Raw genomic sequence first — 17733 nt, forward strand, 5'->3', positions numbered from 1 at the left:
CGACATGCCCGGCACCATTAAATGATTTTAAAATTCATCACACCGCGTCAGCATTGATGATTATCCTGATAGAAACAGCAGGGCAATTTCTTTCCTGATTTCAGCATTAAGAGTTATTGCAGGGCAAGGCGAATAAGCCATTATGATTATTTGACACTAAAAATCTTTCGTCGTGCACACTTAAGCCGGCGTTACAGAAGCGTGGCTTGTTTGATAATTGATCGCCTTTGAACAAAAGGTGCGGTCGTTAGCAGCCTATGGTTAATTTTTTGTGATGGATATCCCGTATTTAACCCTTCAGAAAGTAAAAAAAGCGGCCTGACCGCCTGAACCGGTGACATTTATAATAAATATTTCTAATGATTAACGCTTATACACGTTTTTACATATTTCGAGCGTAAGTTAAAATCTCGTTGAATTTATGTTTCCTGCTTAACTTACTTATCGCCGCTAATGACCCGAGGAAGGATCATGATCAATAAAATAACCAGTATAATCATGGTGATATTTGCTATCGCCCTGATGTACATGGGAGTACAACTCCTGCTCGCAGGAGGCAGCGCGTTCTATGCGCTGATGGGCGTGGGCGTTCTGCTCAGCGCGATTCTGCTGATGATGAACAAACGCAGTGCGCTGACGCTCTATGCGCTGCTGATGTGGGTCACGCTCTTCTGGACTATCTGGGAAGTGGGCTTCGACAAGTGGCAGTGGATCCCACGCGGCGACCTGTTTGGTGTGCTGGGCGTCTGGCTGGCTCTGCCATGGGTGGTTCGTCCGCTCTATCAGGGGCAGCGTCGCTTCCATCCTTTCCTCGGTGGTTCGGTGGTGCTGATGGTGCTGCTGGTTATCGGTCTCTGCTTCTACGATCCGCTGCCGCAGCAGGGCACCATCACTACGCCGCGCAACGCCTCTGCGACCGGCGGTGCCGCTGAAGAGTGGAGCGCCTATGGCGGAACGGCGGATGGCCAGCGTTTCTCGGCACTGAAGCAGATCACCAAAGATAACGTCAACGATCTGGAAGTGGCCTGGACCTATCACACCGGCGATCTGCGTCAGGGTGATGATGCGACTGAATACACCTTTGAAGCGACGCCGCTGAAAGCCAACGGCATGCTCTACTTCTGTACGCCGCACAACGAAGTCCATGCTCTCGACCCGGAAACCGGTGCGGTGAAGTGGAAAACCCTGCCGGATAAAAACCGCTCCTATCTGCAACAGCATCAGACCTGCCGTGGCGTGAGCTACTTCGATGCCGGTCAGCAGGCGCAGCAGCAGACGGGCGCAACGCCGGCCCTCTGCCGCAAGCGGATATTTAACGCGACCACCGATGCCCGCCTGCTGGCGCTGGATGCCGATACTGGCAAGCCATGCGCTGACTTTGGTGACAATGGTGTGGTGAACCTGCGTGCCAATATGGGCGAGGTGCGCCCGCACGCATTGATGCAGACCGCAGCACCGCTGGTAGCAGGCAATCTGGTGATTGTCGGCGGCTCAGTGATGGATAACGGCTTCAACAGCGGCAACCCATCGGGTGTGATCCGTGCCTATGACGCCGTCAGCGGTCGTCTGGTGTGGAACTTCGATCCGGCTAACCCGGATAACACCGCACCGGTCGCTGCAGGAGCAACCTATCCTCAGGATACCCCGATTGCCTGGGCTACCCTGAGCGCGGACCTGAAAAACGGCCTGGTCTATGTGCCGTTTGGTAACGCCTCGCCGGATGAAGTGGGGATTGAACGCGATCCGGCCAGCAACACCGAGAAATTCCGTGATGCGCTGGTGGCGCTGGATCTGAAAACCGGTGCGTTCAAATGGCGTTATCAGAGTTCGAACCACGACCTGTGGGATCGTGATAACCCGTCACAGCCGTCGCTGGTGGACATCAACTATCAGGGCAAACCGCAACCTGCAGTGATCCTGCCGACCAAAACCGGCAACCTGTTTGTGCTGAACCGTCTGACAGGCGAACCGGTTTACCCGGTAGAGCAGGTTAAGGTCTCCACGGATGGCATTAAGGGCGAGCAGTATGCGGCGACCCAGCCGGTCTCCAGCCTGAACTTCATTCCGCAGCCGCTGACTGAGAAGTCGATGTGGGGCATCACGCCGTTTGACCAGATGGCCTGCCGCACCACCTTCCGTGAGCTGCGTTATGACGGTAACCCGTGGACGCCGCCAACCGAGAAAGGCTCGCTGATCTTCCCGGGCAATATCGGGGTGTTTAACTGGGGTTCCGTGGCCGTTGATCCACAGCGTCAGATGCTGATTGCGGCACCGGTGCGCCTGGCTTACAAATACAACCTGATTAAGCGCACGCCGGAAACCGAAACCCAGCGTACCTTCACCAAAGATGGCACGCCGTACTGGAATGAGAACTTCCACGGTGACTACGCTATTCACATCCAGCAGATGGCGTCGGGCCTGGGTATTCCCTGCATCGCGCCACCGTGGGGACGGATGGTGGGTGTGGATCTGACCACCGGCAAAACCGAATGGCTGCGTCGCGTCGGCACCACCAAAAACCTGAAGACCAGCTTCCTGCCTGGCCGCTTCCCGCTCGGCTTCCCGATGGGAATGGTTGCGCACGGCGGACCGCTGCTGACGGCCGGTGATCTGGTGTTCCACGGCGCAACGGCAGATAACTTCTTCCGTGCTTACGACAGCACCACCGGCGAACTGCTGTGGCAGACTGAACTCAGTGCCGGGGCGCAGGCCACGCCATCCACCTTTATGGGTAAAGATGGCAAGCAGTATGTGGTGATTGCCGCAGGCGGCCACGGCTCGCTCGGCACCACGGCGGGCGACAGCGTTGTCGCTTTCCGTCTGAAATAATCGTCTGAAGTCATTCTGACCTGCTGAGCGCCGCCCTGGCGCTCAGCTTTTTTTTACCCTTCTGCCTGCCAGACCGCCCTCCCTGCTACGCGACACAACTTGTTGTTTTCATGTTTAATTCCTCCACCATTGCCTGCACACCTTCTGATAACGGACCGAAACTATTTCGTGACCGCGCTCCCGGTTTAAGGATTTCCCCGGCCTGACAGACTTGCGCATTAAGCCGCGAGGCGTAGATTAATATATAACTTCACAATTAATCGTGAATATGAAAAGTACTTCACAATACGCACTCGGAAGGATTGATGCTCATGTCGGAATTGAAATTTGCTACCCGTCTCAACTCGTTCGCCTCGGGCGCACATCTCTACTGGCCCGATCAGCAGGGCAAGCCCTCTGTACTGCAGATGGTTGCCCGTGCAGGCAAGGTAAAAGGCTTAACGCATCTCGACCTCAACTTTCCTCAGCATCTGACCAGCGATATTCCCACTCTGCGCCAGGCGATCAGTGATGCGGGTCTGGCCGTCAACGGCATGCAGATGCGCTGGGATGCTCCGCAGTTCAAAATCGGCGCGTTTACTCATCCCGACGCGAAAGTGCGTCGCGAAGCGATTGAGCTGACCAAGCGCGGCATTGACGCCGGTCGGGAATTTGGTTCACGGCTGATGACGCTGTGGATGGGGCAGGACGGGTTCGATTACTGCTTTCAGGCGGACTATAAGAAGATCTGGGAGGATGCGGTGAGCGCCGTGCGCGAAGTGGCGGAGTATGCCCCGGACGTTGATGTCAGCATCGAATACAAACCCAATGAGCCGCGCGCCTACAGCATCTTCCCCAACGCCACCACCTGTCTGCTGGCGGTGGAAGAGGCGGGCTGCGCCAATCTGGGGATCACCCTGGATTTTGCGCACGTGCTGTTTGCCAATGAGATCCCGGCTTACGCTGCTGCGATGGTGGCACGCCGCTCACGGCTGCTGGGGCTGGACCTGAATGATGGCTGGGGCAAACGTGACGACGGCTTGATGGTCGCCTCCGTTAATCCGCGCGCCACGCTGGAGTTTCTCTGGCAGATGCAGCGCGACGGCTACCGCGGGGCCTACTACTTCGATACCTTCCCGGATGCCAGCGGGCTTGACCCGATTCGTGAAGCGGAGAGCAACATCGCCACCGTTAAGCGCCTGCTCAGACTCTGTGACCAGTTGCACGGTAACGCGCAGTTACAGGCTGCTATTGAGCGTCAGGATGCGGTCGCCTCACAGCAGATCGTCAACGACATCATGCTGGCCCGCTGACAGCCGATTAAGCATAAGAACATCACACCTCTACCCACATGCTGAGACTATAAAAATGAAAAAACGCCTGCTTGCCTTTATCGCTTCTTCACTGCTCTGCAGCACCGTCTATGCGGCAGAACTGGCTCCGCTGCAGTCAGACACTGAACCGGATCGCACCGACTGGACCCAGCTCGATACTAAATATGGTGCACTGCCGAAAGTGGATAAATCATTGAAGATTGGTGGGGTATCGAAAACCCTGACCAATGAATACTGGCGCCTGCTCGGTCAGGGCTACGAGGTCGCGGCGAAAAAATATGGCGTTACCGTCGCCTATCAGGCAGCGGCTAATGAAGACGATCAGCTCGGTCAACTCTCCATTGCGGAAACCCTGATCTCGCAGGGCTTTAACGGCCTGCTGGTCTCGCCGCAGACCGACATCAACCTGGAGCCTGCGCTGGAGAGCGCCAACAGTAAAAATATCCCGGTGGTGAATGTTAATGATGCGGTGATGCCGAATGCGCGTTACTACGTCGGCAACGTCCAGAAGGATAATGGCGTGCGGGTCGCGAAATGGTTTATTCAGCATCATCCGCAGGGCGGCAAAGTGGCGGTGATTGAAGGGCAAGCAGGGGTTTATGCCGCCGGACAGCGTACCCGTGGCTTTAAAGAGACGCTGGACAGCGCCGGCAAGTTCACCATCGTGGCCAGCGTGCCCGCTAACTGGAGTCGCGAGCAGGCCTTTAACGCCGCATCGACCATTCTGCAACAGCATCCTGATCTCATCGGCTTCTACGCCAACAACGACACCATGGCGCTGGGCGTGGTAGAGGCGGTACGCGCGCAGAACAAAGCGTCACAGGTGGCGATCTTTGGCACCGACGGCATTTCCGATGCCTACGCCTCGATTAAGCGCGGTGAGCTTACCGGCACGGTAGACAGTTTCCCGGTGCTGACCGGTGAAGTGGCCATGGACGTGGTGATCCGTCTGATCAATGGACAGAAATTGTCGCGAGTTATTTCCACACCCCAGGCGCTGATCACCAAAGAGAATGTCGAGGCGTTCTCAACTAAAGACAACAACCGGTTGCGTCAGTTGCTGGCTCAACAATAGGTCAGCGGGAGCGGGTATGGAACAGTTTCGCTTAATGATGCGTGGCATCAGCAAAAGTTACGGTAACGCCGCCGCGCTGCAGGATGTCGATTTCTCAGTGCGGCCCGGCGAGGTGCACGCGCTGATTGGGGAAAACGGCGCGGGTAAGTCGACGCTGCTGAATATCCTCTCCGGCGTGCGCGGCGCGGACAGCGGGGAGATTAGCGTCAACGGAAACCGGGTGCAAATCCGCAGTCCGCTCAGCGCCCGTCAGTCAGGGATCGCGATGATCCACCAGGAGTTGCAGCATGTGCCTGAGCTTTCCGTGGCGCAGAACATGTTTCTGGGTCGCCCGCTGACCCGCGCTGGCGGCTGGTGGGTGGATAAGAAAGCCCAGCTGGCACGGGCTACTCTGATTCTGAAGACGCTGGATCCCACTATCGATCCCGATACGCCGATCAGAAACCTTAAAGTGTCTCAGCAGCAGATTGTGGAGATCGCCCGGGCGCTACTGGATGACGCGAAAATCATCGCCATGGATGAGCCGACCTCCAGCCTGACGCCCCGCGAGTTTGACCGGCTGGCGGAACTGATTGGTGACTTGAAATCGACCGGCGTTTCGCTGATCTATGTGTCGCACAAGATGAATGAGATTTTCCGGGTCTGCGACCGCGCCACCATTATGCGTGATGGAAAGCAGGTGGGGGTGGTCAACATCAGTGATGAGGATGAGGAGAGCATCGTCGCCAAAATGGTCGGACGGAAGATCGACAAGCTCGACCATCAGGCATTTGTCACCGATCGCGAAGTGCTGCGGGTTGAGGATCTGACGCGTGGCAATGAGGTGGTGGCGGCAAACTTCAGCGTTCGTGCTGGCGAAGTGCTGGGCATTGCGGGGCTGGTCGGCGCAGGGCGCACGGAACTGCTGAAGCTGATTGCCGGTATCGACAGGCGCACCCGTGGCACGGTGAGCGTCAACGGTGCAGCGGTGAAGAACCACAACGTGCGTGCGGCGATTAAAGCGGGCATTGGCCTGGTACCGGAAGACCGCAAAAAAGAGGGCATTATCAAAGAGCGGGCGGTGAAGATGAATATGGCACTGCCGTCGATGCACCGCTTCACGTCGGCGGGTCTGATCAGTCAGGCCAGACTGGACCGCGAGGCGCTGACGGTCATGGGCGACCTGAAGCTGCGCCCGCTCGACATTGAGAAAACCATCGGCACGCTGAGCGGCGGCAATCAGCAGAAAGTGATCATCGGCCGCTGGGTGGCAGCAGATGCCAATGTGTTTCTGTTTGATGAGCCGACGCGCGGTATCGACATTGGCGCCAAGTCTGAAATCTATCACCTGATCGAAAAACTGGCCCAGGCGGGCAAAGCCATTGTGGTGGTGTCGTCAGAGATGACCGAGATCATGCGCATCTCTGACCGGGTTCTGGTGATGCGCGAGGGGCGGATCACCAAAGAGCTCACCGGCAGCGCGATCACCGAAGAGAACATCGCCCGCTATGCCATTAAAGATATCGACCAGACCGCCTGACCGCTTACCTGACACTATTTAAGGTTATAACTATGACGACTCAGACATCTACCGGGCCGGGTACCCGACCCGCGCTGCGGCTTAAATTTAACGTACGTGATGCCGGTACCTTAATTGGCTTACTGATTATCGTGGTGACATTTTCGTTTCTGTCGCCGGTTTTTTTCACAGTGCCCAATCTGCTGAATATTCTGCAGCAGTCTTCGATCAACGCCCTGATTGCCCTGGGCATGACGCTGGTCATAATCTCCGGCGGGATTGATCTGTCGGTCGGCCCCACCGCGGCGCTCTCGGCGGTGCTGGGTGCCACGCTGATGACCTCGGGTGTGCCGGTGCCGCTTGCGATCCTCGCGACGCTGGGCGTCGGTGCGATGTGCGGGCTGTTCAGCGGTTCACTGATCGCCTATGCCGGGCTGCAGCCGTTTATCGTTACGCTGGGCGGCCTGTCGCTATTCCGGGCCATCGCGCTGATCTATACCGGCGGCAATCCGGTCTTCGGTATTCCGCTGGAGTTCCGCACGCTGATTAACAGCGTGCTGTTGGGTATTCCGACGCCGATTGTGATTGTCGCGGTGATTGCGCTGGTGCTCTGGACGGTGATGAATAAGACCCCGCTGGGGGAATATATTCTGGCGATTGGCGGTAATGAAGAGGCGGCGCGGGTCGCCGGTGTGCCGGTGAAGCGCACCAAGGTCACGGTTTACATCTTCTCCGGTCTGCTGGCCTCACTGGCCTCGCTGATTCTGATTGGTCGTCTGGGTGCTGCTGAGCCGACAATCGGCAACCTCTGGGAACTGGACGCTATTGCGGCGGCGGCCATTGGTGGTGCATCACTGATGGGCGGCAAGGGCAGTATCTTCGGCACGCTGATTGGCGTGGTGATCCTCGGGGTGCTACGTAATGGCTTGACCTTACTGAACATTCAGGCCTTTTACCAATTGCTCGCTACCGGCCTTATTATTATCATAGCGATGTTGATTGACCGGGCGACCCGAGGCAAGTAATGAAGCAAGATCCGCGAGCCATTGGCGCTCAGATTCGTATGCGTTTGCCCCAGCTGACGCCGTTAGAACGACGTGTGGCGGAGGCAATCATTGCCCGAACCGACATTACCGAGCAGTCATCTCTCAAGGAGATTGCGCAGGAGAATAATGTCTCTGAAGCGATGATCGTTAAGATTACTAAAAAACTTAACTTCACTGGCTTCAGGCATTTCAGAAGTGGCCTGATCTATTACAACCAGTCTGAAGTGGCGGGACTGCATGCGGAAATTGAGCCGGATGATTCCTCGGAGCAGTTGCTGGCCAAAGTGTTCAGAACCTCTATCCAGGCAATCGAAGAAACCTTATCGATTCTGGATGTCTCTGAATTTAATCGTGCGGCGGACATCATCTTTAAAGCGCGTCATATCGATCTCTATGCCGTGGGCGGTTCTGCCGCCGTGGCGCGGGACCTGTCGCACAAGATGCTGAAGATTGGCATCAAGTCGACCGCCTATGACGACGCCCACATTATGCTGATGTCCGCCGCCGTGTTATCTGATGACGATGTGGTTATCGCCATCAGCCATTCGGGTGCGACACGTGCGGTGAACGATCCGGTCAAACTGGCGGGAAAGAATGGCGCGAAGGTGATCGCCATTACCAACTACGCTGAATCTCCGATCGCGCAGAGTGCGCATGTGGTCCTCAATTCAACCTCTCAGGGATCGCATCTGCTGGGTGAAAACGCCGCGTCACGCATCGCCCAGCTCAATATACTGGATGCGCTGTTTGTCGCTATCGCAAAGAAAGACCTGAAGCGGGCGGAGAAGAACCTGATGAAAACCCAGCATGCGGTTCAGGATCTGCGGGAATTCTAGTTATGAGCAAAATTGCAGTCACCGGCAGTCTTCATTACGACATTATGCTGGACGCGCATCATCGTCCGGAGAAAGGTGAAACGGTGATGGGCAGCGCCTGTCACTATAAGTTTGGCGGCAAGGGCGGTAATCAGGCAGTGGCGGCGGCCCGTGCGGGTGCAGCGGTGCGCTTCGCCGGTTCGGTGGGTCGCGATCAGCAGGGGCAATTCCTGCTGGATCATCTGCAGCAGGCCGGGGTCGATTGCACGCAGGTGAGTGTGATCGATGAGCTTCCCTCCGGAATGAGCGTGGCGATTACCGATGCCGAAGGGGATTACGGTGCGGTCGTGGTCTCTAATGCCAATCAGCAGATCCCGCTGGAGACCTTTGAACAGTCCGGCTTCTGGCAGAATGTCTCTCTGCTGGTGCTGCAAAATGAAGTCCCGGAAGCGGTCAATCTCTGTGCGGCCCAGGCGGCACAGCAGCGGGGGATTACGGTTTGTGTTAATGCCGCGCCCGCCCGCGCATTGTCGGCGGCGTTTGAGGGCTGTATCGATCTGCTGGTGGTGAACGCCATCGAGGCACGCGATATGTGCGGGATTAGCGTGCAGGATCTGAACTCAGCACGCACAGCCGCGGAATCGCTGGCGGGACGCTTTGCCAGAGTGGTGGTGACAGCGGGTGAACACGGTGTGGCTTACAGCGAGGCGGGACAAACCCACACACTGGCGGCGCAGAAAGTAAAACTGGTCAGCACGCACGGTGCCGGGGATTGTTTTGTCGGGGTGTTGTGTCAGCGCCTGAGTGTCGGCGCAACGCTGGGAGAGGCGGTCAGTGAAGCTAACTGTGCTGCTGCCGAACACGTTTCCCGGCAGCCGCACTAATTAATGGCGTGCCACGTCAGTGACGCGGCACGCTAACGCCATTATGCGCCGACGTTCACCACGGTTTTACCGAAGTTCTTGCCGTTCAGCATATCGATAAACGCCTGTGGCGCGTTCTCTAAACCTTCAATCATGTGCTCGCGATAGTGGATTTTTTTGCTTTCCACCAGGGGAGTCATGGCCTTCAGGAACTCCGGATAGCGATCGCCGTAATCCTGGAAGATGATAAAGCCCTGCATACGGATACGACGCTTCAGAATCCCCGCCATGATCAGTGAGGTTCTGTCCGGGCCTTGCGGCAGTTCACGCTGGCTGTAGGCGGAGACCAGACCACAGACCGGCACACGTGCCGCGGTATTCAGCAGCGGGAATACCGCATCAAACACTTTGCCACCGACGTTTTCGAAGTAGATATCGATGCCATCCGGGCAAGCGTTTTTCAGCTGTTCTTCAAAGTCGGCACTATGGTGATCGAGGCAGGCATCAAAGCCCAGCGTATCGACCGCATAACGGCATTTCTCTTCACCGCCCGCAACACCGACGACTCGGCAGCCTTTTTGTTTACCCAGCTGGCCTACCGTTGCGCCCACCGGACCGGTTGCAGCGGCAACCACCAGGGTTTCACCTGCTTTCGGCTGACCGATATCCATCAGACCCATATAGGCGGTAAAGCCTGGCATACCGAGAATGCCCAGTGCCCATGAAGGATGTGGCATATCGTTGCCCAGCTTCGCAATCTCTTTACCATCGGAGACGGCATATTCCTGCCAGCCACTCTGCGCCAGCACCCAGTCACCGGTCTTAAAGTCACTGTTTTTCGATTCGGCGACCTGACAGACGGTGCCGCCCACCATTGGCTGATCCAGCTCTGCCGGCGCAGCGTAGGATTTACCTTCGTCCATCCGGCCACGCATGTAGGGGTCAAGCGAGAGGTAGATGGTCTTCAGCAGCACTTCACCCTCTTTGATTTCCGGCAATGGCTGCGCCACATGGCGGAAATTCTCTTTGGTCGGCTCACCGTGTGGGCGTGAAGCCAGTAACCAGGCGTGGTTCTGGGTTGCTTGTTCAGTCATATTGTCATCCTTTTATAGCCGGGCAATGCTCAGGGCATCACCCTATGAATACAAGGAAAGTGTAGATGACATCGGCGGGAATGCGTTTAGCGCTGTGAGCGGTAAGCTGATTTACCGAATAACAGATGCAGCATACTGATTAAATAAATAGCTAATAATTGTATGGACTACGATAAATTTGCACAACAATACTGTCCGGGGATGTGTATTTAATCACTGTGACAATGTCTTTGGAGTCCTGAGAACGCCAACATTCAGCTTCAACATCACATTGAGATTGTGGACTATAACCAGCGGATACCAAATAACGATGTATGTTTCTGGTTTCAGATGTTCCATGATATCTAACTGTAAAAACACTAGCCTCGGGCCCACTTACATTCCCAAATTCAAATGCATAATCATCAGATATACGTGGCATTTTTTTAAGAAGCTCAGGCGTGTAATACTCGTATTCCGGTTTATCTCTCTCGGTATAATACGCACTGCTGGCAAATCCCATTTTTATATATGGCCAGCCAAAAGCCAGTGCCACGCCAACAAGCCCCAGCACGACAGATACGGTTATAAATTTCTTCACAGTCCCATCCTGCCATTTCCGGCACCCAGAACCACAAATGTTTTGTCATGTCGGGGGAGTATTACATTCCCGGACAGAAAATCGTTGTAGGGGACAACCGTCTGCATGAATGGCGGTAGCAATCCTTTGAGGGAACGTGAATTTGGAAATTTTTTCGGATCGGGGAACAGCAAAGGCTGAAATGTATCGTTTTTCCAGCTGCCAATTTTACCGTAGTAGTCCCATCGTTTCAGGGCTTCTTCTTTACTTACAGGGCGAAGCATCCCGAAAGGGTTCTGAGCCGACACAACCCGGTAAAAACCCAGCAAGTCTGAAACCAGATCTTCGCCGCTTAAGCCACTGTCAGTCACCAGATTATGGGGAAATGAACCCTGAAAAGTTTCAAACTTTCGCGCCATACTCATCATCATGGCCAGCGCAATGCTCTTCTGTTCCCAGTAAGGTCGTCTGCGCCGAATACGCCACGTCATCACTTTTCCTGACCGGACCTGACCCCAGATTCCGGCCATACCCTGAGAATACCGAACGTCATAAAATTCTTTTTCTGATGCTTCACCTTGCGTCATCTGAGACAGCAGGTTTCTGATGTCGGTCCCCTGTGCATGACCTAAGTCTACCCAGCCAAGTACCTCCGTATAAACCAGACCATACTTTTCAGTTGCTGCTTTATTTCCATCAATTATTTCTGATCGCTTACTCATCCTGAATATCCCATCCCTATTGGTTCACTGTGGCCAAATTCACCCTAACACCGGGTGTCCGATATTGCCATGAACTCTTTCTATTGCGAGAACATCCAGATATTAGTGACCATGTCAGATAAAGAATTAAACCGGTGAGGCACAGCGAGTGCAGGACAAATAACGACACGGGATGGCCCTCAATGATATTCACATTCTCTTGCAAAAAGTCGGGCAGTCAATGAAGACATTAAGAAAAATCCGTTCCGCATCCAGCGCCACGGGAAACTCTGAAGATTGTGATAAATATCAGCGAAATTTACAGGGAGATAAACCATGACTATCCCGCATCTGCGTATTGCCCGACCTGTGACTGACCTGACGCAAAGCAGTCAAATCTATTGCCACTGTCTGGGATTGCAAAAAATCGGTGAGTTTTCTGACCATCAGGGGTTCAGTGGCGTGATGCTGGGTGCTGAAGGGCTGGGCTGGCATCTCGAATTCACGCTCTGCCATACACATCCCATCCGGCCATCACCAACCGATGACGATCTGCTGGTGCTCTACATTCCGCAACAGCCTGACTGGCTGACCCGATGTGGCTGTATGGAGGACGCAGGATTCCATCGGGTGCCTTCATTTAATTCCTATTGGGACCAACGGGGCGTGACATTTATGGATGCTGATGGTTATCGTGTTGTTATTCAGCATGCCATATGGCCACCCGCACGCTGACCTTATGACGAACCGGAGCTTACCCTGAACATTCTTTGCTTTCACACCGCGGCCAGCAATATTGCGATATTTGATGATGCCGCCCGCGCACTGGCACGTGATGGACAGCCATTGAATCATCTGGTGATGCCTGCGCTGCTGGCCGAGGCGGAACGCAGCGGCGGGATGACGCCGGAGTTACGCCTTCGTATCGCACAACTCATAAAGGCGCTGCTGCCGCAGTTCGATGCCGTATTGATTACCTGCTCGACGCTGGGGCCGGTTGCCGATGATTTCCGTGCGCAGGATGGGGTCATGCGCACCGACAGGATGTTAGCAGAGGCGCTGCAGCGTCAGGCAGGGCGCACAGTTGCGCTCTGCGCGGCTGAATCGACCCTTGCGGCGACGCAGGCACTTTTCTGTCAGCACGGCAGCCAGGTGGAAGTTGCGCTGGTGGAGGGAGCCTGGGCGGCGTTTAAAGCGGAGGATACAACGCGATATTTTGCCCTGATTGCGGCAGCAGCAGAGCGGGCTTATCAGCAGGGAGCCGTTGCAGTTGCTCTGGCGCAAAGCTCAATGACGCCCGTCGCACAGCAGTTTCCCGATACGCAGCGACCGTTGACCGGCCCGCATCTTGCGCTGCAGGCCTGCTACACACTCAGATGATCGTCACACTATGCTGGCTGAGCGCCTGTTGCAGCGCCTCGTCCGGCTGTGTTTCCACGACCAGCGTACTCGCCAGCGACAGATCGCCAATGGCAAACGCCGAAGCCGAATTCAGCTTTTCGGCGGACGCCAGCACCACGGTTTCCGCTGCGCGTCCTGCCAGCGCACGCTTCACGGTCGCCTCTTCAAAATTCCCGGTGGTCAGGCCCGCCGCCGGATGCACACCGGTGACGCCCATAAAAAAGAGATCGGCGTTGATGCGGTTGATCGACTCCAGCATCGCTGCGCCCACTGTCACCACCGAATGCTTATAGAGCTGCCCGCCAATCAGTATGATCTCCACCAGTGGATGATCGGCCAGCGCCAGCGCCACGCTGGGACTGTGGGTTACGGCGGTAAAATTGAGCGTTGCGGGTAACCGTCGCACCAGTTCCGCGCTAGTGGTCCCGCCGTCGATCAGCACAATCTGTCCAGGCTGGATCAGCGAGACCGCCTTCTGCGCTATAACCTGTTTAGACGCAGTCTGCACGCTTTTGCGTGTTTCAATGTTGCCCAGTGCAGCCGAAACCGGCAGCGCGCCACCATGCACCCGCTGCAGCAATCCTTCGGCCGCCAGTTCACGCAGGTCACGGCGGATAGAGTCTTCTGAAATGCCAAAGCGCTGACTGAGGTCGCGCGATTGTACCTGTTTTTCCTGGTCGAGCAGGGCGAGGATTGTCTGTTTTCTCTGGCTGGATAGCATTATTTGTCTCTGCATGTTTTTTCTTGAGTTTGCACGATTTTGCATGATAGCGTAAAGGCTGTCTACTCATCCTGGAGAACATCATGCAGCAGAACCATCCCCGCGTGCGCATCATCAACGAGCAGTTGCTGTCAGATAACTGGTATACCCTGAAGAAATATACCTTCTCGCTGCTGCGCCGGGATGGTCGCTGGCAGGAGCAGAGCCGCGAAGCCTATGACCGGGGTAACGGCGCGGTGATCCTGCTCTATAACCGTGATAAACGCACGGTGGTACTGACCCGACAGTTTCGCTTTCCGGTTTTTCTGAACGGGCATGATGGCTTTCTGATTGAAGCGGCCGCCGGTCTGCTGGATAACGCCTCGCCGGAAGCGCGTATTGTTGCCGAAGCGGAAGAGGAGACCGGATTTCGCGTCAGCCGGGTGGAGAAGGTGTTTGAAGCCTTCATGAGCCCCGGTTCGGTGACCGAGAAGCTTTACTTCTTCACTGCTGAATATGGTGATCAGGAGCGCAGCGGGGAAGGCGGCGGAATAGCGGAAGAGGGCGAGGATATCGAGGTGCTGGAGATCGGTTTCGACCAGGCACTACAGGCGATTGGTCAGGGAGAGATTGTGGATGCCAAAACTATCATGCTGCTGCAGCATCTGCGGCTGAAAGGCATTTTATAAGAGAGCGGGCAGCCCGCCGTTTATGCGGTCTGCCCGTTTAGCGTTACTGATCCTGCGTCAGGATGCCTTTTACATCATGCGGTTCAGAACGCAGGTACTGCGGCGGAACCTGCACTTTGCCATCCAGCGCGGCGGCAGCGTGCCACGGCCAGCGTGGGTCATAGAGGATACCGCGTGCCAGCGCCACAAGGTCAGCTTCGCCCTGTTGCAGCAGATCTTCTGCCTGCTGCGGCTCAGTGATTAAGCCAACAGCAATGACCGGAATCGACACCTGCTCACGAATATCGCGGGCGAACGGCACCTGATAATTCGGGCCGACGCTGATTTTCTGTTTTTCCGACAGGCCGCCACTTGAGACGTGAATATAGGCGCATTTCAGCGCTTCCAGCTCACGGGAGAAGTCGATCGACTGCTCGATTTCCCAGCCGCCTTCAACCCAGTCAGTCGCGGAAATGCGCACGCCGACCGGCACGGCAGCAGGTACGGCCTCACGAACGGCTTTGAAGACTTCCAGCGGGAAGCGCAGTCGGTTTTCCAGCGAACCGCCATATTCATCGCTGCGCTGATTCGACAATGGAGAAAGGAACTGATGCAGCAGATAGCCGTGCGCGGCATGTACTTCGATCAGTTCAATACCCAGGCGCACCGCGCGACGGGCGCTATCGACAAAGGCCTGTTTCACCCGCTGCAGATCGTCAATGCTCATGGCCAGCGGTTTAACTTCACCCTCGCTGTAGCTCACTGCTGACGGGCCCACGGTTTGCCAGCCACCGGCCTCAGGCGCAATCTGCTTACCGCCTTCCCAGGGAACGGCGCACGACGCTTTGCGTCCCGCATGTCCCAGCTGCATACCGATCGGAATAGAGGAGTAGCGGCGCACATCTTCCAGAACTGTTTTCAGCGCGGCTTCATTGTCATCATTCCATAACCCGAGATCGCCGGGAGAGATGCGGCCAATGTCCTCGACGGCAGTGGCTTCAATAATCATCAGACCGGCACCGGAAAAGGCCAGCTGGCCAAGATGGATCCGATGCCAGGCAGTCGCATTGCCTGATTCAGCAGAGTACTGGCACATCGGTGCAATCACAATGCGGTTATCCAGCGTAAGTTCGCCCAGCGAGACAGTGGAAAAAAGTTGGCTCATGTTATCTCCATGGTGTTATGACGGACGTGACAGGCAATAACTATAGCGGGGGATTTACCGGGCGGGATGAATGCAACGTGACTTTTTGTGAATGCGGCTGGGCTTAACAGAGTAAACCGCTGCGCTAAGGCAGCGAGGTGAAGAACCCGCTGCCGTTAAAACTGGGTTTTTTATCAGAACTCAGACCTGCGCCATTCCACCATCGACAAACAGTTCTGTCGCGTTAATAAAGCTGGCGGCATCAGACGCGAGAAACGCCACAGTTCGGGCAACTTCCTGTGGCTCACCCAGACGGCCAAGCGGTATCTGTGCGGCCAGCGCATCAAACAAGCCCTGACGCTGATCTTCACTGACCAGATCACCCAGCCCAGGCGTACGAACCGGGCCGGGACTCACGACATTGACCCGGATGCCGCGATCTTTCAGATCCAGCGCCCAGGAACGGGCAAAGTTACGTACCGCCGCTTTACTGGCGCTGTAGACGCTAAACGCCTCTGTTCCCTGTGTCCCGGCGGTTGAACCGGTCAGAATCACCGACGCGCCATCAACCAGTAAAGGCAGGGCTTTCTGCACGGTAAACAGTACGCCGCGCACGTTGGTGCCAAAGATACGGTCAAAGTGCTCTTCAGTAATCGCGCCCAGCGGCAGCATGTCACCGCCACCGGCGTTGGCGAACAGAATATCCAGTCGTCCGGCCTGGGCCGCTATGCGGGAGTAAACTTCGTCGAGATCGTGCAGTTGTGAAGCGTCTGCGCGAATGCCACTTACGGTCCCGCCAATTTCAGCGATGGCGGCATCCAGTTCCGCCTGGCGCCGGCCGGTGATAAAAACCTGTGCGCCCTGTGCCGCCAGTTCCCGTGCGGTAGCCAGGCCAATTCCGCTTGTTCCGCCTGTAACCAGTGCAATTTTTCCTGCGAGTGATGCGTTCATGTGCTTTTCTCCGGATGGTTTCTTTGACAGATTTATCTCTTTCCGGTCAGAGGTGCTGCCGGACTGGTTGCTACTTTAAGAGAGGAGGATTGCCGGATAAATCGGCTAAAATGAAAATGACTGTCCATGTGGGTGGATAATAGGAGGGATTAAATGGATCAGCTGCTGGCGATTAAAGCCTTTTCACGGGTGGTGGAAAGCGGCAGTTTTACCCGGGCGGCGGATTCGCTGAACATGCCGAAAGCGACGCTGAGCAAGCTGGTCCAGGAGCTGGAAGCGCATCTCTCCGTCCGGCTACTGCAACGCACCACCCGGCGTGTGACCGTCACCGCAGAAGGGCAGGAATACTATGAGAAGGCGCTGCGTATCATGCACAATCTCGAGGATATTGATGCCTGTTTTAATGCGCGGCGCAGTAAACCGCGCGGGCAATTACGCGTTGATATCGGCGGGTCTACCGCCAGAGATATTCTCATTCCGCTGCTGCCCGATTTCTTTGCCCGCTATCCGGACATTACGCTGGACCTTGGCGTCTCTGACCGCCCGGCCAACCTGATTAGCGACAACATTGATTGTGTGATCCGTGGTGGCCCGCTGGTCGATTCCACACTGATTGCGCGTCTGATAGGGCACGCCACGCTGATCACCTGCGCGACACCCGCCTATCTGAAAGCATTTGGTGTTCCTGCTTATCCTGATGAACTGCGCAACGGACACCGGCTGGTGAGTTATCTTTCGCCGCAAACCGGCAAGCCATTTCCGTTACGATTTGAATGTCAGGGCGAGAAAATTGAGATCACCAGCGCGCATCGCATTGGCGTAAATGAAAGTAATGCGCATCTGGCGGCGGGACTGGCCGGGCTGGGGATCATTCAGACGTTCAGTTATTCGCTGTCGTCGATTCTGCCGCAGGGCGATATGGTGGAGATCCTGCGAGACTGGCGTCCTGAGGGTTATCCGTTTCATCTTGTTTATCCGCAAAACCGGCACGTGACCCAACGGCTACGGGTGTTTATTGACTGGCTGGTGGAGTGCTTTCCGGCGCGGGTAGCGGGGGAATCCGGCACCTGAGTGCC

General features: G+C 55.9%; 17 protein-coding genes. 11 read left to right on the forward strand and 6 right to left on the reverse strand.

Annotation, left to right across the window (positions count from 1 at the left end):
- Positions 1-471: 471 nt before the first annotated feature.
- The 7 genes from AC2LB6_RS02680 (at position 472) to AC2LB6_RS02710 (ending at position 9460) form a co-directional block, all read left to right on the forward strand.
- Positions 472-2829 (forward strand): membrane-bound PQQ-dependent dehydrogenase, glucose/quinate/shikimate family, encoded by a 2358-nt coding sequence (locus AC2LB6_RS02680; RefSeq protein ID WP_490092339.1) that lies wholly within the window; start codon positions 472-474, stop codon positions 2827-2829.
- Positions 2830-3140: 311 nt separating this feature from the next.
- Positions 3141-4121: a TIM barrel protein gene (locus AC2LB6_RS02685; RefSeq protein ID WP_490092340.1), complete on the forward strand. Its 981-nt coding sequence runs from the start codon at positions 3141-3143 to the stop codon at positions 4119-4121.
- 55 nt (positions 4122-4176) lie between these two features.
- Positions 4177-5217 (forward strand): sugar ABC transporter substrate-binding protein, encoded by a 1041-nt coding sequence (locus tag AC2LB6_RS02690; RefSeq protein ID WP_490092341.1) that lies wholly within the window; start codon positions 4177-4179, stop codon positions 5215-5217.
- Positions 5218-5233: 16 nt separating this feature from the next.
- Positions 5234-6736, forward strand: coding sequence for a sugar ABC transporter ATP-binding protein (locus tag AC2LB6_RS02695; protein ID WP_490092342.1), 1503 nt, complete (start codon positions 5234-5236; stop codon positions 6734-6736).
- Positions 6737-6768: 32 nt separating this feature from the next.
- A complete protein-coding gene (locus tag AC2LB6_RS02700; protein ID WP_490092343.1) occupies positions 6769-7740 on the forward strand; it encodes an ABC transporter permease in 972 nt (323 codons plus the stop codon).
- Complete coding sequence (locus tag AC2LB6_RS02705; protein WP_090961029.1) at positions 7740-8597, forward strand: MurR/RpiR family transcriptional regulator; 858 nt, start codon at positions 7740-7742, stop codon at positions 8595-8597. Before AC2LB6_RS02700 ends, AC2LB6_RS02705 begins: the two co-directional genes overlap by 1 nt.
- Positions 8598-8599: 2 nt before the next feature.
- On the forward strand, positions 8600-9460 hold the full coding sequence (locus tag AC2LB6_RS02710; protein WP_490092344.1) for a PfkB family carbohydrate kinase: 861 nt from the start codon (positions 8600-8602) through the stop codon (positions 9458-9460).
- A gap of 41 nt (positions 9461-9501) precedes the next feature.
- Here AC2LB6_RS02710 and AC2LB6_RS02715 read toward each other — a convergent pair whose 3' ends face one another.
- The 3 genes from AC2LB6_RS02715 to AC2LB6_RS02725 form a co-directional block, all read right to left on the reverse strand.
- On the reverse strand, positions 9502-10533 hold the full coding sequence (locus AC2LB6_RS02715) for an NADP-dependent oxidoreductase (protein WP_490092345.1): 1032 nt from the start codon (positions 10531-10533) through the stop codon (positions 9502-9504).
- Between the two features lie 151 nt (positions 10534-10684).
- Positions 10685-11113, reverse strand: a complete 429-nt coding sequence (locus tag AC2LB6_RS02720; RefSeq protein WP_490092346.1) for a hypothetical protein — start codon at positions 11111-11113, stop codon at positions 10685-10687.
- Complete coding sequence (locus tag AC2LB6_RS02725; RefSeq protein WP_490092347.1) at positions 11110-11814, reverse strand: hypothetical protein; 705 nt, start codon at positions 11812-11814, stop codon at positions 11110-11112. The genes AC2LB6_RS02720 and AC2LB6_RS02725 overlap by 4 nt, the downstream gene beginning before the upstream one ends.
- 315 nt (positions 11815-12129) lie before the next feature.
- On the opposite strand from AC2LB6_RS02725, the gene AC2LB6_RS02730 reads away from it, so the two are divergent.
- Complete coding sequence (locus AC2LB6_RS02730; protein WP_490092348.1) at positions 12130-12528, forward strand: VOC family protein; 399 nt, start codon at positions 12130-12132, stop codon at positions 12526-12528.
- A gap of 126 nt (positions 12529-12654) precedes the next feature.
- On the forward strand, positions 12655-13173 hold the full coding sequence (locus tag AC2LB6_RS02735; protein ID WP_490092558.1) for a glutamate racemase: 519 nt from the start codon (positions 12655-12657) through the stop codon (positions 13171-13173).
- On the opposite strand, the gene AC2LB6_RS02740 is transcribed toward AC2LB6_RS02735, so the two are convergent.
- On the reverse strand, positions 13166-13915 hold the full coding sequence (locus tag AC2LB6_RS02740; protein ID WP_490092559.1) for a DeoR/GlpR family DNA-binding transcription regulator: 750 nt from the start codon (positions 13913-13915) through the stop codon (positions 13166-13168). The two genes, AC2LB6_RS02735 and AC2LB6_RS02740, sit on opposite strands and share 8 nt — an antisense overlap.
- A gap of 83 nt (positions 13916-13998) precedes the next feature.
- Between AC2LB6_RS02740 and AC2LB6_RS02745 the strand changes: the two genes are divergently transcribed.
- On the forward strand, positions 13999-14583 hold the full coding sequence (locus tag AC2LB6_RS02745; protein ID WP_490092349.1) for an NUDIX domain-containing protein: 585 nt from the start codon (positions 13999-14001) through the stop codon (positions 14581-14583).
- Between the two features lie 43 nt (positions 14584-14626).
- Here AC2LB6_RS02745 and AC2LB6_RS02750 read toward each other — a convergent pair whose 3' ends face one another.
- Both AC2LB6_RS02750 and AC2LB6_RS02755 read right to left on the reverse strand, forming a co-directional pair.
- Complete coding sequence (locus AC2LB6_RS02750) at positions 14627-15727, reverse strand: NADH:flavin oxidoreductase/NADH oxidase (RefSeq protein WP_490092350.1); 1101 nt, start codon at positions 15725-15727, stop codon at positions 14627-14629.
- 180 nt (positions 15728-15907) lie between these two features.
- A complete protein-coding gene (locus AC2LB6_RS02755; protein WP_490092351.1) occupies positions 15908-16657 on the reverse strand; it encodes a glucose 1-dehydrogenase in 750 nt (249 codons plus the stop codon).
- A 153-nt stretch (positions 16658-16810) separates the two neighbouring features.
- Here AC2LB6_RS02755 and AC2LB6_RS02760 point away from each other — a divergent pair, with 153 nt between their 5' ends.
- Positions 16811-17728 (forward strand): LysR family transcriptional regulator, encoded by a 918-nt coding sequence (locus AC2LB6_RS02760; RefSeq protein WP_490092352.1) that lies wholly within the window; start codon positions 16811-16813, stop codon positions 17726-17728.
- Positions 17729-17733 lie beyond the last annotated feature (5 nt).

Source organism: Pantoea sp. RCC30.1 (assembly GCF_058148845.1).

Coding starts and splice junctions, on each gene's coding strand:
- AC2LB6_RS02680 (WP_490092339.1), top strand. CDS start 472: ATGATCAATAAAATAACCAGTATAATCATGGTGATATTTGCTATCGCC.
- AC2LB6_RS02685 (WP_490092340.1), top strand. CDS start 3,141: ATGTCGGAATTGAAATTTGCTACCCGTCTCAACTCGTTCGCCTCGGGC.
- AC2LB6_RS02690 (WP_490092341.1), top strand. CDS start 4,177: ATGAAAAAACGCCTGCTTGCCTTTATCGCTTCTTCACTGCTCTGCAGC.
- AC2LB6_RS02695 (WP_490092342.1), top strand. CDS start 5,234: ATGGAACAGTTTCGCTTAATGATGCGTGGCATCAGCAAAAGTTACGGT.
- AC2LB6_RS02700 (WP_490092343.1), top strand. CDS start 6,769: ATGACGACTCAGACATCTACCGGGCCGGGTACCCGACCCGCGCTGCGG.
- AC2LB6_RS02705 (WP_090961029.1), top strand. CDS start 7,740: ATGAAGCAAGATCCGCGAGCCATTGGCGCTCAGATTCGTATGCGTTTG.
- AC2LB6_RS02710 (WP_490092344.1), top strand. CDS start 8,600: ATGAGCAAAATTGCAGTCACCGGCAGTCTTCATTACGACATTATGCTG.
- AC2LB6_RS02715 (WP_490092345.1), bottom strand. CDS start 10,533: ATGACTGAACAAGCAACCCAGAACCACGCCTGGTTACTGGCTTCACGC.
- AC2LB6_RS02725 (WP_490092347.1), bottom strand. CDS start 11,814: ATGAGTAAGCGATCAGAAATAATTGATGGAAATAAAGCAGCAACTGAA.
- AC2LB6_RS02730 (WP_490092348.1), top strand. CDS start 12,130: ATGACTATCCCGCATCTGCGTATTGCCCGACCTGTGACTGACCTGACG.
- AC2LB6_RS02735 (WP_490092558.1), top strand. CDS start 12,655: ATGCCTGCGCTGCTGGCCGAGGCGGAACGCAGCGGCGGGATGACGCCG.
- AC2LB6_RS02740 (WP_490092559.1), bottom strand. CDS start 13,915: ATGCTATCCAGCCAGAGAAAACAGACAATCCTCGCCCTGCTCGACCAG.
- AC2LB6_RS02745 (WP_490092349.1), top strand. CDS start 13,999: ATGCAGCAGAACCATCCCCGCGTGCGCATCATCAACGAGCAGTTGCTG.
- AC2LB6_RS02750 (WP_490092350.1), bottom strand. CDS start 15,727: ATGAGCCAACTTTTTTCCACTGTCTCGCTGGGCGAACTTACGCTGGAT.
- AC2LB6_RS02755 (WP_490092351.1), bottom strand. CDS start 16,657: ATGAACGCATCACTCGCAGGAAAAATTGCACTGGTTACAGGCGGAACA.
- AC2LB6_RS02760 (WP_490092352.1), top strand. CDS start 16,811: ATGGATCAGCTGCTGGCGATTAAAGCCTTTTCACGGGTGGTGGAAAGC.